This window comes from Azospirillum sp. TSO5 (assembly GCF_003116065.1).
Classification (GTDB): Bacteria; Pseudomonadota; Alphaproteobacteria; order Azospirillales; family Azospirillaceae; genus Azospirillum.
In genome coordinates, this window is the sequence record NZ_LGQY01000146.1 from 12,047 (window position 1) to 25,871 (window position 13,825).

General features: G+C 68.8%; 6 protein-coding genes. 2 read left to right on the forward strand and 4 right to left on the reverse strand.

Going from position 1 to position 13,825, the window contains the following annotated elements:
* Positions 1–191: 191 nt before the first annotated feature.
* The 4 genes from TSO5_RS29745 to TSO5_RS29760 form a co-directional block, all read right to left on the reverse strand.
* The gene (locus TSO5_RS29745) at positions 192–4,217 is read right to left on the reverse strand and encodes a tetratricopeptide repeat protein (RefSeq protein ID WP_109154990.1); all 4,026 of its coding nucleotides are present in this window, start codon (positions 4,215–4,217) and stop codon (positions 192–194) included.
* Positions 4,214–6,217 carry a tetratricopeptide repeat protein gene (locus TSO5_RS29750; RefSeq protein WP_109154991.1) on the reverse strand — a complete coding sequence of 668 codons (2,004 nt, stop codon included), beginning with the start codon at positions 6,215–6,217 and terminating at the stop codon, positions 4,214–4,216. The genes TSO5_RS29745 and TSO5_RS29750 overlap by 4 nt, the downstream gene beginning before the upstream one ends.
* Before the next feature lie 200 nt (positions 6,218–6,417).
* Positions 6,418–8,727 carry an NADP-dependent malic enzyme gene (locus TSO5_RS29755; protein WP_109154992.1) on the reverse strand — a complete coding sequence of 770 codons (2,310 nt, stop codon included), beginning with the start codon at positions 8,725–8,727 and terminating at the stop codon, positions 6,418–6,420.
* Positions 8,728–8,966: 239 nt separating this feature from the next.
* Positions 8,967–10,283: a dicarboxylate/amino acid:cation symporter gene (locus TSO5_RS29760; protein ID WP_109154993.1), complete on the reverse strand. Its 1,317-nt coding sequence runs from the start codon at positions 10,281–10,283 to the stop codon at positions 8,967–8,969.
* Between the two features lie 271 nt (positions 10,284–10,554).
* Between TSO5_RS29760 and TSO5_RS33745 the strand changes: the two genes are divergently transcribed.
* Together TSO5_RS33745 and TSO5_RS29770 are read left to right on the forward strand one after the other, a co-directional pair.
* Complete coding sequence (locus tag TSO5_RS33745) at positions 10,555–12,390, forward strand: ATP-binding protein (RefSeq protein ID WP_282183544.1); 1,836 nt, start codon at positions 10,555–10,557, stop codon at positions 12,388–12,390.
* Positions 12,387–13,742 carry a sigma-54 dependent transcriptional regulator gene (locus TSO5_RS29770; RefSeq protein WP_109154994.1) on the forward strand — a complete coding sequence of 452 codons (1,356 nt, stop codon included), beginning with the start codon at positions 12,387–12,389 and terminating at the stop codon, positions 13,740–13,742. Before TSO5_RS33745 ends, TSO5_RS29770 begins: the two co-directional genes overlap by 4 nt.
* Positions 13,743–13,825 lie beyond the last annotated feature (83 nt).

Here is a 13,825-nt window from a genome sequence, read left to right on the forward strand (position 1 = left end):
CTTAAACCGCGCCCCGAAACCCTGTCCTGAACCCATCTGTCGCCGTCCGGCAGGAAGCAGCTTACGACGGCGCGGGCGCCGGGTCATCCACCCTGCGTGGCGCCCGGCGGCCATAGTCGATAAAGGGGGCGCTCCGGAATCGCAATGCGGAATTGCGTGGGCCTCCCTCCTCCGATGGTCATGGGCGATGGTCATGGGCCCCCTTCGGCGAGACGCCGCAGGCGTTGCGCGACCGCCGCCAGGGTCACGCCGTGGTCGCCGGCATGGCCGGTCAGCGCCATTGATGGGAACCAGGGCCGCACCGCAGTCCCCAGGGCCGACCAGTCGCCGGCCCCCGCGATCCGCCAGACCGGGATCCCGAGAGCCGCGGCCAACTCTCCCACCGCAGTCGGGGCGGAGATCACGAGGTCGAGGCCGGACATGAGCGCCGCCACCCTCTCCAGATCCCGGCGCTGATCCAGATCGGGCCAATGGTGCAGCACGGTGCCGAAGCGGTGCAGGGCGTCCTCCCGCTCCGCCTCGTGCCCGTCATATTGCAGGCTGACGAAGGTCACGCCCGGCACGGCGAGGATCGGTCCCCACTGGTCGATCCGGCTGTATGCGCCGGCCCGGTCGGCCGTCATGCGGCTGCTTCGCCAGCAGATGCCGACCCGCAAGCCGGGACCGAGGGCCGCCAGCCTGTTGCGCCATTCCGCCGCCAGCCGTGGATCGGCGGTGAAGAGTGGACCGGTCGAGGGGAAATGCCGCAGGGCAGGCCGCAGCTGTGCTGCGATGTTGCCCATCGGCGCATGGCAATCGGCATCGCGCGGATTCATCGTGGGCGCCCGCACCTCCGCACCCGGCAGGGCGCGGGCGAACAGGCCGGTCAGGCGCGGGTCGCATTCGACGATCAATCCGCCGGATTGGCGGAGCAGGTCGGGCAGCGCCGTGCCGAACATGATCTCGTCGCCCAGTCCCTGTTCGCCCCATACCAGCATGCGGCGACCGGCCAGTGGCTCGCCCCTCCATTCCGGGATGGGGAAACGGCGGGGTACGGCATCGCCGGTGGCGAAGCGATGGGCGTAGTCGTTCCAGCCGCCGGTCAGGTCGCCCTCGGCCAAGCGCAGCAGGGCGCGGTTCATCCGGGCGTCCGCCCTGCCCGGCGTCAGCCGCAGGCACCGTTCGGTCCAGTCGCGGGCGAGCCGACGCTCTCCCCGCAACAGCAGCCCGTGGCCATGGTTGACCAGCACCTCCGGCAGGTCGGGAGCGAGCGCCGATGCGCGTTGGTGGGCGATTAGAGCGTCGTTCCAGCGACCAAGGCCGGCCATGGCCATGCCCAGGTTCGACCAGCCCTTGGCCGAAGTGGGCGTGACGCGCAGGGACCGGCTAGACTGGCGAGCGGCCTCGGCGAAGCGCCCCTGCCCCTTTGATGCCGCGGCGGCCGTGATCAGCACCCCGGCAAGGCTCGGCGCCAGGACTGCCGCACGGATGCAAGCGTTTTCCGCCTCGGTAAAGCGTCGGGCGGCGAGCAGGGCGGCGGCGAGGTTGCCCCAGCTTTCCGCCTGCAACGGGCGCAGACGCACGGCATGGCGGTGCAGCGTCGCTGCCTCTGCCGCGGACGCACCGGTCTGGAGCGCCACGCCGAGGTTGCTTAGCGCTTCGGGAAAGGCCGGGTTCAGCGCCACCGCCCTCCGATGCCATTGGATGGCGGCGTCGACGCGGCCAAGCCGGAGCAGGGTGAGACCACCGTTGGTCCAGGTGGCCGGGTGGGCCGGAGCCGCAGCCACGGCCTCGCGGTGGAGGGCTTCGGCTTTGGAATATTGGCCCTGCCTGTGGAGAGCGACCGCCTGCGTCGCCACCGCCTCTCCCACCGCGGGTACCCTCTCCCCCCCGGGGAGAGGGCTGGGTGAGGGGGTCGCATGGCGTGACGTGGCCGATAATCGAGAGAGGGAACGCAATGCGCCAGCCATATCGGCCATCGTCGCCGACAGCGGTTCGCCCGGCCGGGGCTGGAAGAGGCGCATCGACGGATACCAGGGGCGGACCCCGGCCCCCAGCTGCGTCCAGTCGCGGGTGCCGAAGCGCCAGACCGGGGTGCCGAGCGCGCCGGCCAGCTCGCCCACCGACATGGCCGGCGAAATGACGAGGTCCAGCCCGGCGATCAGGGCAGCGACGCCGTCGAAATCGTCCTTGCGGTCGAGGTCGTCCCAGCGGTGCAACTGGATGCCGAAGCGCTGTTCGGCCTGCCGGATCTCCTCTTCCACCTCGCCATATTGCAGCACCACCCACTGGATGCCGGGCAGTGCGAACAGCGGTGCCCAGGCGTCCAGCGGCAGATAGGCGATGCTGCGCTCCGCCGTCATTATCTGGCTGCGCCAGCCGATGCCGATGCGCAATCCGGGGCCGAGCACCGCCAGACGTTCGCGCCAATGCTCCACCAACCCGGCATCGGGCACCAGCCAGGAGAGGCGCGGCGGGAATTCGCCCAGCCGGCGGCGCAGGACGCGGGGCAAGGAGCCCATCGGCACGTGGCGGTCATAGTCCGGGATCGCCATCGCCTCCCGCCCCTGCGCGTCCAGCGCCTCCGCCCGCACCCGAAGGTCCGGAAAGGAGCGGGCGAACAGCGGCACCAGCCGGCGGTCGACCTCCAGGATGGTGGAAACGGCGCGTCCGGCCAGTTCCGGGCAAAGGGCGGAGAACAGGATGGTGTCGCCCACCCCCTGCTCGCCCCAGATCATCAGGCGGCGGCCGGTCAGGTCCTCCCCACGCCAAGGCTGGGCGCGCGGTTGACGCCCCTGCCCGACCTGCCCCGAGCCGAAGCGCCAGGCGTAACCGGGCCAGCCGCGGTCGAGATCGCCGGCCTCCAGCCGCAGCAGGCCCTTGTTGAAGTGCGACAATGACAGGTCGGGTCGCAGCGTCAGCGCCCGGTCATAGCAGCGCTCCGCCCCCGCACCGTCGCCCAACCGCTGGCGGGCCAGCCCCAGGTTGCTCCAGGCCTCGCCATAGGCGGGGTCCAGCGCCAGGGCGCTGCGATAGCAGTCGGCGGCGCCGGCATGGTCGTGCCGGCCTTGGCGCAGGTGGCCCAGATTGTTGCGGGCAGGCGCCTCCAGCGGGGCAAGCCGGATGGCGCGACGTTGCGACCGCTCGGCTTCGGCGAAACGCTCGGCGCCGCGCAGGGCGTTGCCCAGGTTGGTGTGGGTTTCCGGCAGGGTGGGATCGAGCGTCAATGCAACATGCCATGCCGTCCAGGCATCGGACGTACGGCCGGCGGCGTGGCGGGCATTGCCGAGATTGTTCCAGGCGCCGGCGAAGTCGGGCCGGTGGCGGATCGCCTCCCGGTGCAGGGCCTCCGCCTCGGCATGGCGGCCCTGGGCGTTGCGGATGCTGCCGAGATTGTCCAGCGCATCGGCATGGTCGGGCTGGATGGCGATGGCCGCATCGAAGCAGGTGGCCGCATCATCCAGTTGACCAAGCGCCTTAAGACAGAGCCCTAGACCGTTGAGAGAAAACGCATCACGCGGTTCGAGGCGCAAGGCGTCGGCGTAACGCTCCGCCGCATCCTCTATGCGCCCGGCGGCATGGAGCGCGGCGGCGAGAGCGGACAGGGCCGTGGGGTCGGAAGTTCCACCGCCTAGCGTCGCCGCCATTTGCAATGCGTCGGCAGCCTCCCTTTTGCGGCCGAGTTGCTGAAGGCTGACCGCCCGGTTGGTCCAGGGGCGCGGATCGCCGGGAAGCAGTTCCGCCGCGCGGGCATGTGCCGCCAATGCTTCTTCCGCCCGCCCGATCCCCTGTAGGGCGGCGCCGAGGTTCAGGTGGGCGTCGGCCAAATTGGGAGACAGCCGGGTGGCTTCGGCATAATGGGCGGCGGCCTCCTCCAACCGATCGAGCGCGGCCAGCACCAGCCCCAGATTGAAATGGGCGCCGACATGGGTGGGGGTGCGGTGGAGTGCGCGACGTTGCGCCGCTTCGGCTTCCTCCAGCCGGCCAAGCCGCTGCAGAACGATGCCCTGGTTGGCGTGGTAATCCGCCACCTCCGGCGCAAGTTCGACTGCTTTACTAATTAGGTCAATGGCTTGAACGTTGTCGTTGCGCTGGTGGTTCAGAACGCCCAGCAGATGCAGGGCATCGGCGTGACGCGGTTGGGCATCCAAGACGCGTCGGTACAGGGGTTCGGCGGCGTCCAGAGCGCCGGCCTGATGATGGCGAAGCGCCTCGGCGAACCAATCTGAAACGCTCACAGATCACCTGCGGAAAGTCTGCTAAGCATCTGTACTGCCTTGGGAATGGTGCCGCCGATGCCGGCTGCCCCATCGGGATGAATGCAGCGCATGGTCGGGAACCAGGGACGCACCGCTGTGCCGAGCTGCGTCCAGTCGCGTCGTCCCAACCGCCAGACCGGCACGCCCAGCGCTGCCGCCATTTCCCCGGCGGAGGACGCGACGGTGATCGCCAGATCGAGGTTCGCCATCAGGGCGGCGGTGCCTTCCAGATCAGCGATCTGGTCAAGGTCGGGCCAGCGGTGGATGCGCAGGCCGAAGCGCTCCTCGACGGCAGCGATCTCTTCCTCGCGTCCGTCATATTGAAGGCTGACGGTATGAATGCCGGGCAGGCGCAACAGGGAGGTCCACTCCTCCAGGTCGGTATAGGACTGGCGCCGTTCGGTGGTGATGCGCCGGCTGGTCCAGGCGATGCCGACCGTCAGGCCGGGGCCGAGCGCATCCAACCGCGACCGCCATGCCGCCACCCGCTCCAGATCCGGCTTCAGCCAGCCGGCGGGCGGAGGTGGGACCGGTACGGTCCGCCACAGCAGGCGCGGCAGCGAGCCGAAGGGGAGATGGCAGTTGGCATCGGTCGGCCGCCGCGTCGGCGCGCGCACCGTGGTGCCGGGAAAGGAGCGCTGGAACAGCGAGACCAGCCGCGGTTCGCACTCGACGATGGCGTCGGGGAAACGCGACAGGGCTTCCGGTAGAAGGGAGCCGAACATGAACTCGTCGCCCAACCCTTGTTCCGCCCACAGCAGCAGGCGGCGCCCGGCAAGCTCGTCCCCCTCCCATTCCGGGATGTTGAAGGGACGTCTCGGCCGCAGGCGTCCGGAGTCGAAGCGGACGGCGTAATCCTCCCACCCCTCGGCCAACCGGCCCTGCCGCAGGCGCAGGATAGCGCGGTTAAAGCGGGCGAGCGACTGCGCCGGGTCGGCGTCCAGGGCGTTGGTGAATTCGCGCTCCGCGCCGGCATCGTCGCTCAGATCCTGAAGGGCGAGCGCCAGATTCGTATGGGCGGCGGCATAGCCGGGGCGCAGGTCCAACGCGCGGCGTTGCAACTCGACGGAGTCCACGGCCAGTCCCTGCAGGCGACGGACGGTGCCCAGATTGGTCATCGCCTCCGCCATCTTCGGGTCGAGCCGTAGGGCGCGGGCGAAGGCATCGGCGGCGGGCTCGATGCGGTCGGCACCTTGCTGGGCGAGGCCGTAGGCGTTCCAGCCCTCGGCATCCGCCGGCTCCAGCGTCAGGTAAAGGCGGTAGGCCGGTTCCGCGTCATCGCAGCGGCGTTGCCGCGATCCGGCCAATGCCAGGGCTGCCGCGGCATGGTCCGGCCGGCGGGCCAGCACGGCCTGCAACGCCGCCTCCCCTTCGTCGGCTTTCCCAAGGTCGAGCAGGGCAAAGCCCAAAGCGGCACGCGCTTCCGTCAGGGAGGGGTTGGCGGCGAGCGCGTGGCGCAGCAGCGGTTCCGCCTCCGCCGAGCGGCCAAGGCTGCGAAGCACCGCGCCCAGGTTGCCCTCCGCCTCCGCATAGTCGGGGCGGGCGCGCAGGGCGGCACGGTAGGCGTCGGCGGCCTCGCCGGCCTTGCCTTGCGCATTGAGGGCGTTGCCCAGCGTATTGGCGGCCTCCGGGAAGGGTCGGCGAAGGCGCAGGGCGTTGCGGGCGGCGCGTTCCGCCTCGGCGGAGCGGCCGAGCGCCTGGAGGGCGTAGGCGAGATTGGCGTGATAATCGGGAACGTCGCGTTTGGCCGCCACCGCCTGCCCGATCAGGTCGGCGGCCTCGGCAAAGCGGCCGGTCTGGCAGGCGATCATGCCGAGCAGGTGAAGGGCGTCCGGCTGGCGCGGCTGGGCGGCGAGCGCTTGGCGGTAGAGCGCTTCGGCCTCGGTCAGGCGGCCGGACTGGTGCAACGGGACGGCCTGACCGACCAGCGCCGCGGCGGTGGCGGCAGCGGCGTTGCCGGTTTTGCGCTGGTTGCTCATGCCCCGTGCCGTTCCTGTTGGCTACGGGTAAGGGATAGCACGAATTGGGTGTGGTGGAAGGGGCATGGCACTACGCTTGCCCCCTCCCTAACCCTCCCCCGCTTCGCGGGAGAGGGAACTCCGCCGCTATCGCGCTTACTCCCTCTCCCGCGAAGCGGGGGAGGGTCGGGGAGGGGGGCAAGCGCAATCTGGACCCGACCTTACGCCACGCCCACCGGCGGAGTCGGGGCGGCGTTGACCGGGTCGGCCAACTGGGCGTCGACCACGGCGACGGCGGTCATGTTGACCAGACCGCGGGTGGTGACCGACGGGGTGACGATGTGGACCGGCCGTTGGACGCCCAGCAGGATCGGGCCGACATTCTGCGCCTCGCCCAGGATCTTCATCATGTTGAAGGCGATGTTGGCGGCGTCCAGCGTCGGCATCACCAGCAGGTTCGCCTCGCCCTTCAGGCGGCTGTCGGGCAGCAGCTCCTTGCGGATGGCCGGAGCCAGAGCGGCGTCGGCGTGCATCTCGCCGTCGATCTCGACATCCGGCATCTGCTCGGACGCCAGCTCCACCGCCGCACGCATCTTGCGGGCGGACGGGGTGTCGGCGCTGCCGAAGTTGGAGTGCGACAGCAGGGCCACCTTCGGCTCGATGCCGAAGCGCTTCACCTCGTCCGCCGCCAGCCGGGCGATCTCGGCCACCTGCTCGGCGGTCGGGTCGGGGTTGACGTAGGTGTCGGTGATGAAGTGAACACCCTTCTGCGAGATCAGCGCGTTCATCGTCGCGGCGACCTTCACGCCGTCGCGCAGGCCGATCAGGCCGCAGATGTGCGCCCAATGCTCGTTGAAGCGGCCGGTGGTGCCGCAGACCAGCGCGTCGGCCTCGCCGCGGCGGACCATCAGGGCGCCGAAGACGGTGGGCTGGGTCCGCACCACGTTGGCGGCATGGCTGGGCGACACGCCGCGGCGGCCCATCAGCTTGCGGTAATGTTCGCTGAAGTTGTGATAGCGCGGATCGCGGATGATCTCGATGACCTCCACGTCCTGGCCGATCTTCAGGCGCAGGCCCATCTCGCCGATCACCCGCTCGATCACCTCGCGGCGGCCGATCAGCACTGGATGGGCGATGCCGTCATCGACCACCACCTGGGCGCAGCGGATCACGCGCGGATCCTCGCCCTCGGCATAGACGACGCGCTTGGGCGCAGTCTTGGCCTTGGTGATGACCGGCTTCATGAACAGGCCGGAGCGGATGACGTACTGGTTCAACTGGTCCTGATAGGCGCGGAAATCGGCGATCGGCCGGGTGGCGACGCCGCTGTCCATGGCCGCCTTGGCGACCGCCGACGACACCTCGACGATCAGGCGCGGGTCGAAGGGCTTGGGCAGGATGTAGTCCGGGCCGAAGCGCAGCGATTCACCGACATAGGCCGCCGCCACCACGTCCGACGGTTCGGCGCGGGCGAGGTTGGCCATGGCGTGGGTCGCCGCGATCTTCATCTCCTCGTTCACCGTGGTGGCGCCGACGTCCAGCGCGCCGCGGAAGATGAAGGGGAAGCACAGGACGTTGTTGACCTGATTGGGGAAGTCGGAACGGCCGGTGGCGATGATGGCGTCCGGACGGGCTTCACGGGCCAGATCCGGCATGATCTCCGGCTCCGGGTTGGCGAGCGCCAGGATCAGCGGCTTGTCGGCCATGCGGGCCAGCAGCTCGGGCTTCAGCACCTTGGCGCCGGACAGGCCGAGGAAGATGTCGGCGCCGTCGATGACGTCGGAGAGCGCGCGCGCCTCGGTGTCGTGCGCGTAGGCCTCCTTGTATTCGTTCATCTCCTCGTTGCGGCCCTTGTGGACCACGCCGATGCGGTCGACCAGCCAGACATTCTCGCGGCGGACACCCAGCGACAGCATCAGGTCGAGGCAGGCGATGCCGGCCGCGCCGCCGCCGGTGGAGACCACCTTGACCTTCGAGATGTCCTTGCCGACCAGCGCCAGACCGTTCAGCACGGCCGCACCCACCACGATGGCGGTGCCGTGCTGGTCGTCGTGGAACACCGGGATCTTCATGCGCTCGCGGCAGCGGCGCTCGATCTCGAAGCAGGCGGGGGCGGCGATGTCTTCCAGGTTGATGGCGCCGAAGGTCGGCTCCAGCCGGATGATGGTGTCGACCAGCGCATCGACGTCATGCTCGTTCAGCTCGATGTCGAAGCAGTCGATGCCGGCGAACTTCTTGAAGAGGACGGCCTTGCCTTCCATCACCGGCTTGGCGGCATAGGGACCGATGTTGCCAAGGCCCAGCACGGCGGTGCCGTTGGTGACGACCGCCACCAGATTGGCCCGCGCCGTCAGCTCCGCCGTCTTCGACGGATCCTCGGCAATGGCGGTGCAGGCATAAGCGACGCCCGGCGAATATGCCAGCGCCAGATCGCGCTGGTTGGCCATGGGCTTGGTCGCGACTACTGCCAGCTTACCGGGCCGCGGGTTGCGGTGATACTCAAGCGCCATCGCCTCAAAATCGCCGGACATCGGGTCTCTTCCTCCGGTTAACGTGATTTCAGTTAATTCTTTGTGTTCGCTTTACCTGATTGGCGGTTATAGCCCATTCAGGCTGCTGCGCCAACCGCCCCGCGAAACGGAAAGGGGACGATTCGAACCAAATCGAAGCGTCCCCCTTACCTTACAGGATCCTCATGGAGGCCGGATGGATCATCTTTGGAATTTCCAAATCCGGTCCTGCATGTGTGCCGCGCGTTCTTTGCGGATCATCAGATCCGGGCGAGCGCCGGCTCCTTGAAGTGCTGCTGGTATTCGGCGACCGCCTTGCTCTCGTCGAACTCGCCTTCCATCTTGGCGACGACGACGGTGGCGACGCCGTTGCCGATCAGGTTGGTCAGCGCGCGGGCTTCCGACATGAAGCGGTCGACGCCCAGCAGCAGGGCCAGCCCTTCGATCGGCAGGACGCCGGTGGCCGACAGGGTGGCGGCCAGCGTCACGAAGCCGCCGCCGGTGACCGCCGCCGCACCCTTGGAGGTCAGCATCAGGATGATGAGGATGTACAGCTGCTGCCAGATCGTCAGGTCGACGTTGAAAGCCTGGGCGATGAAGATCGCCGCCATCGACAGGTAGATCGAGGTGCCGTCGAGGTTGAAGGAATAGCCGGTGGGGATCACCAGACCGACGACATGCTTGGAGCAGCCGAACTTCTGCATCTTCTCCATCATGCGCGGCAGCACGGACTCCGAGGAGGAGGTGCCGAGCACGATCAGCAGTTCCTGGCGGATGTAGCGGATGAAGTTCCAGATGCTGAAGCCGTAGGCCTTGGCGATGCTGCCCAGCACGACGAAGATGAAGATCGCCATGGTGAGGTAGACCGACGCCATCAGCTGACCCAGCGCCGTCAGCGACGAGATGCCGTATTTGCCGATGGTGAAGGACATGGCGCCGAAGGCACCGACCGGGGCGACGCGCATCAGGATGCCGATCACGCCGAACAGGGCATGGCCGATCTTGTCGAAGATGTCCTCGACCAGCTTGCCCTTCTGGCCCATGGCGGACAGGGCGACGCCGAACACCACCGCGAAGAACAGGATTTGCAGCATGTCGCCCTGGACGAAGGCGCCGACCACATTGTCGGGCACGATGCCGACGACGAAGTCGATGAAGCCGTGCTCGTGGGCGGAGGTGGCGTATTTCTGAACCGCGTCGGCCTTCAACTGGCCCGGCTGGATGTTCATGCCGGCGCCGGGGCGGATGAGGTTGACGATCAGCAGCCCGATGCCGAGCGCGAAGGTCGTCACCACCTCGAAATACAGCAGGGCCTTGCCGCCGACCTTGCCGACCTTCTTCAGGTTGCCGATCGAGGAGATGCCGGTCACCACCGTCAGGAAGACGATCGGGCCGATCACCATCTTGACCATCTTGATGAACAGGTCGCCCAGCGGCTTCATCTGCACGGCGATGGCCGGGTAGAAGTGCCCCAGCAGGATGCCAAGGCTGATGGCGGTCAGAACCTGGAAGGTCAGGTTGGTGTAGAAGGGCTTCTTCACCGTGCCCGACCGGACGGCGGTCGCGTCTGCGCTCATGTTGCTCTCCTCGTGGCGTTCCTCAGAACGGCGTTCCTGGCGGGGTGCCCGTTCTTTCGTCCGGCATTTGCACCGGCTGGGCGGGCGGACCCCAACTGATTGCTCCTGAAAGCAAGCGGTGGGCCAATTGCTGAATCCAGCAACATCAAGCATTTGCCGAATGGCCGAGGGCGAGAATCCGCACGACAGGGGGTCCAGCGATGTGCGAAAATCCGCACACTTCACAGCGCTGCGGCATCAATGTTGCGGCGCAGCACGATCAGGGAAGACGTTGCTGAGCAATCCGACCGATCCGGCGACAGATTCGACCGCCCTTCCCTCCCCCGCCGCGACGCTATCGCCGGCGACGCAGCTGGTCGCCCGGGCGCTGGAACGGCCGCGCCGCCTGCTGATGGTGGCGTTGCTGCTCGGCGTCCCGGCGGCGGCGGCATTGGCGGCGGGCTGGGCCTCGTCCCTGGCGCTGGACGATCTGAAGGAGAGCGCGCGGGCGCAGCTGGCGCTCTACAACGCCAACCTGCGGGCGGAGCTGGAGCGTCATGCCGCCGTTCCCCTGGCGCTGGCGCAGGATGACGAGGTGCGGGCCCTGCTGGTCAACCCGACGCCGGCCGCTGTCGACCGGCTGAACCGCAAGCTGCAGGGCATTGCCCAGGCGCTCGATGCGTTGGCGCTTTACGTGATGGACGCCAAGGGAACGACGCTGGCGGCCAGCAACTGGAACAGCGCCGCCAGCTTCGTCGGCGAGAATTTCTCCTACCGTCCCTATTTCCGCATGGCGATGGACCAGGGGGAAGGGCACCATTTCGCGCTGGGCACCACCTCGCTGGTGCCGGGCTATTACACGGCGAACCGGGTGGTGGCGGAAAACCGCACAGTGGGGGCGGTGGTGCTGAAGCTGGGGTTCGACCGGCTGGAGCGGGGCTGGACGCCGGGGCAGGAAAAGCTGCTGGTGACCGACCGTGATGGGGTGGTGTTCATCACCAACATGCCGTCTTGGCGCTATCACGCCCTGCCCCGCCGTCTGCCGATCAGCCTGCCCATCGTGCCGGAGGGCACCAGCGAAGGGTTGGACGTGCTGCCCTGGGCCTTCGGCGGGGGAGCCGACCGCATCGCGCTGGAGGAGAAGGACGGGGAGCGGCGCTATCTGCTGACCTCCGTCGCCATGCCCGGCGGCGATTGGACCCTGCACAGCCTGACCAGCCTCGATCCGGTGACCGCCCGCGCCTGGGTCGCCGGGCTGCTGGCCGCCGCCGCGGTGGCGATGGCCGCGCTCACCGCCTATGCCGTGGCGCTGCGGCGGGTGGCGCTGGTCGAGCGGATCGCCCTGCAGGAGGAATCGCGGGCGGAGCTGGAGCGCCGGGTCGCCGCCGCCACCGCCGACCTGCGCGCCGCGGAGAACGAGCTGACCCAAGCGGCCAAGCTGGCGGCGCTGGGCCAGATGTCGGCGGGCATCGCACACGAGATCAACCAGCCGCTGGCCGCCATGCGCAGCTTCGCCGACAACGCCGTGGTCCTGCTGGAGCGCGGGCGGATGGACGCGGTGCGCGACAATCTGGCGGAGATCGCCGAGCTGACCGACCGCATGGCTGCGATTACCCGCCAGTTAAAGGGCTTTGCCCGCCGCGCCTCCGGCACGCTCGGGCCGGTGTCGGTGCAGGGCGCGGTGAGCCAGGCGCTGGCCCTGCTGGAATCCAAGCTGCGGCGCGAGGATATCTCGGTGGAGGTCGATCTGCCCGACCAGCCGGTCCGGGTGGTGGCGGAGGATGTGCGGCTGCAGCAGGTGCTGGTCAACCTGATCGGTAATGCGGCGGACGCCATGCGCGGCTGTCCGGTGCGCCGCCTGCGCATCGGGCTGGTCGCGGCGGAGGGCGAGGCGCTGCTGAGCGTCGCCGACACCGGCGGCGGCATCGCCGAGGCCGACCTGCCCCGGCTGTTCGTCCCCTTCTTCACCACCAAGGAAGCCGGCGAGGGGCTGGGGCTGGGGCTGTCGATCAGCCACGGCATCGTCGAGGATTTCGGCGGCAGCCTGACCGCAGCCAACCGCAACGGCAAACCGGGTCACGGCGCCGTCTTCACCCTGCGGCTCACCACCACGGAGCAGGCCACATGAGTCAGTCCATTCCCGAGGCCGCCGGCGCCGTGCTGTTCGTGGATGACGAGCGGGCGGTGCGGCTGGCCGGGCAGCAGGCGCTGGAACTGGCGGGATTCGAGGTGACGGCGTGCGACGGGGCGGAGCGGGCCTTGCGTCATCTCGGCCGCGACTGGCCCGGCTGCCTCGTCACCGACGTGCGCATGCCGCAGATGGACGGGCTGGCCCTGCTGGCACGGGTGCGGGAGATCGACCCCGACCTGCCGGTCATCCTGATCACCGGCCATGGCGACGTGCCGATGGCGGTGGAGGCGATGCGCAACGGCGCCTACGACTTCCTGGAAAAGCCCTTTCCGTCCGACCGGCTGACCGAGATCGCCCGGCGCGCGGTGGAGAAGCGGCGGCTGGTGCTGGAGAACCGCCGGCTGCGGGCGCAGATCGCCGGCGGGGCCGATCCGGCTGGGACCATCGTCGGCCGCACGCCGGGCATCGAGCGGCTGCGCGCCACCATCGCCGCGGTCGCCGACACCGACGCCGACGTTCTGGTTTTCGGCGAGACCGGCACCGGCAAGGAGATGGTGGCCCGCGCGCTGCACGCCGCCAGCGGCCGGCGCAAGAACCCCTTCGTCGCGCTGAATTGCGGCGCCATGCCGGAGACGATCGTCGAGAGCGAGCTGTTCGGGCACGAGGCCGGCGCCTTCACCGGAGCCGCCAAGCGCCGGGTCGGCCGGATCGAACATGCCGGCGGCGGCACCCTGTTCCTGGACGAGATCGAAAGCATGCCGCTGGCCCTGCAGGTCAAGCTGCTGCGGGTGATCCAGGAACGGGTGGTCGAACCGCTGGGATCAAACGAGCAGGTGCCGGTCGACCTTCGCGTGGTCGCCGCCACCAAGGCCGATTTGCGGCAGGCGGCGGATGAGGGGAAATTCCGTGCCGATCTCTATTACCGGCTGAATGTGGTGGTGCTGACCATCCCGCCGCTGCGCGAACGCCGCGACGACATCCCGCTGCTGTTCCAGCATTTCGTCGCCCAGGCCGCCGCCCGCTACAACCGCGAGCCGCGGACGCCGACCCGTGAGCAGATGCAGCGGCTGATGCGCCAGGATTGGCCCGGCAACGTCCGCGAACTGCGCAACGCCGCCGACCGCTTCGTGCTGGGGCTGGAGGATATGGCCCCGGCGCCGGTGTCGGCGCCGTCGACGCTGTCGCTGGCCGAGCAGGTGGACCTGTTTGAGAAGGGCCTGATCCAGTCCGAACTCGCCCGCCACCGCGGCAGCGTGAAGGCCGCCATCGAGGCGCTGAACATCCCGCGCAAGACCTTCTACGACAAGCTGAAGCGCTATGGGCTGAGCCGGGAGGATTTCATCGACTAGCCACTTCTTTAGGCAACTCCCCCCTCCCCCTCTTCCCCCATTCGTCCAGTTGACATCCGGTTCCGCTTGCCGGCCGCACGCCC

Coding starts and splice junctions, on each gene's coding strand:
- TSO5_RS29750 (WP_109154991.1), bottom strand. CDS start 6,217: ATGAGCAACCAGCGCAAAACCGGCAACGCCGCTGCCGCCACCGCCGCG.
- TSO5_RS29755 (WP_109154992.1), bottom strand. CDS start 8,727: ATGTCCGGCGATTTTGAGGCGATGGCGCTTGAGTATCACCGCAACCCG.
- TSO5_RS29760 (WP_109154993.1), bottom strand. CDS start 10,283: ATGAGCGCAGACGCGACCGCCGTCCGGTCGGGCACGGTGAAGAAGCCC.
- TSO5_RS29770 (WP_109154994.1), top strand. CDS start 12,387: ATGAGTCAGTCCATTCCCGAGGCCGCCGGCGCCGTGCTGTTCGTGGAT.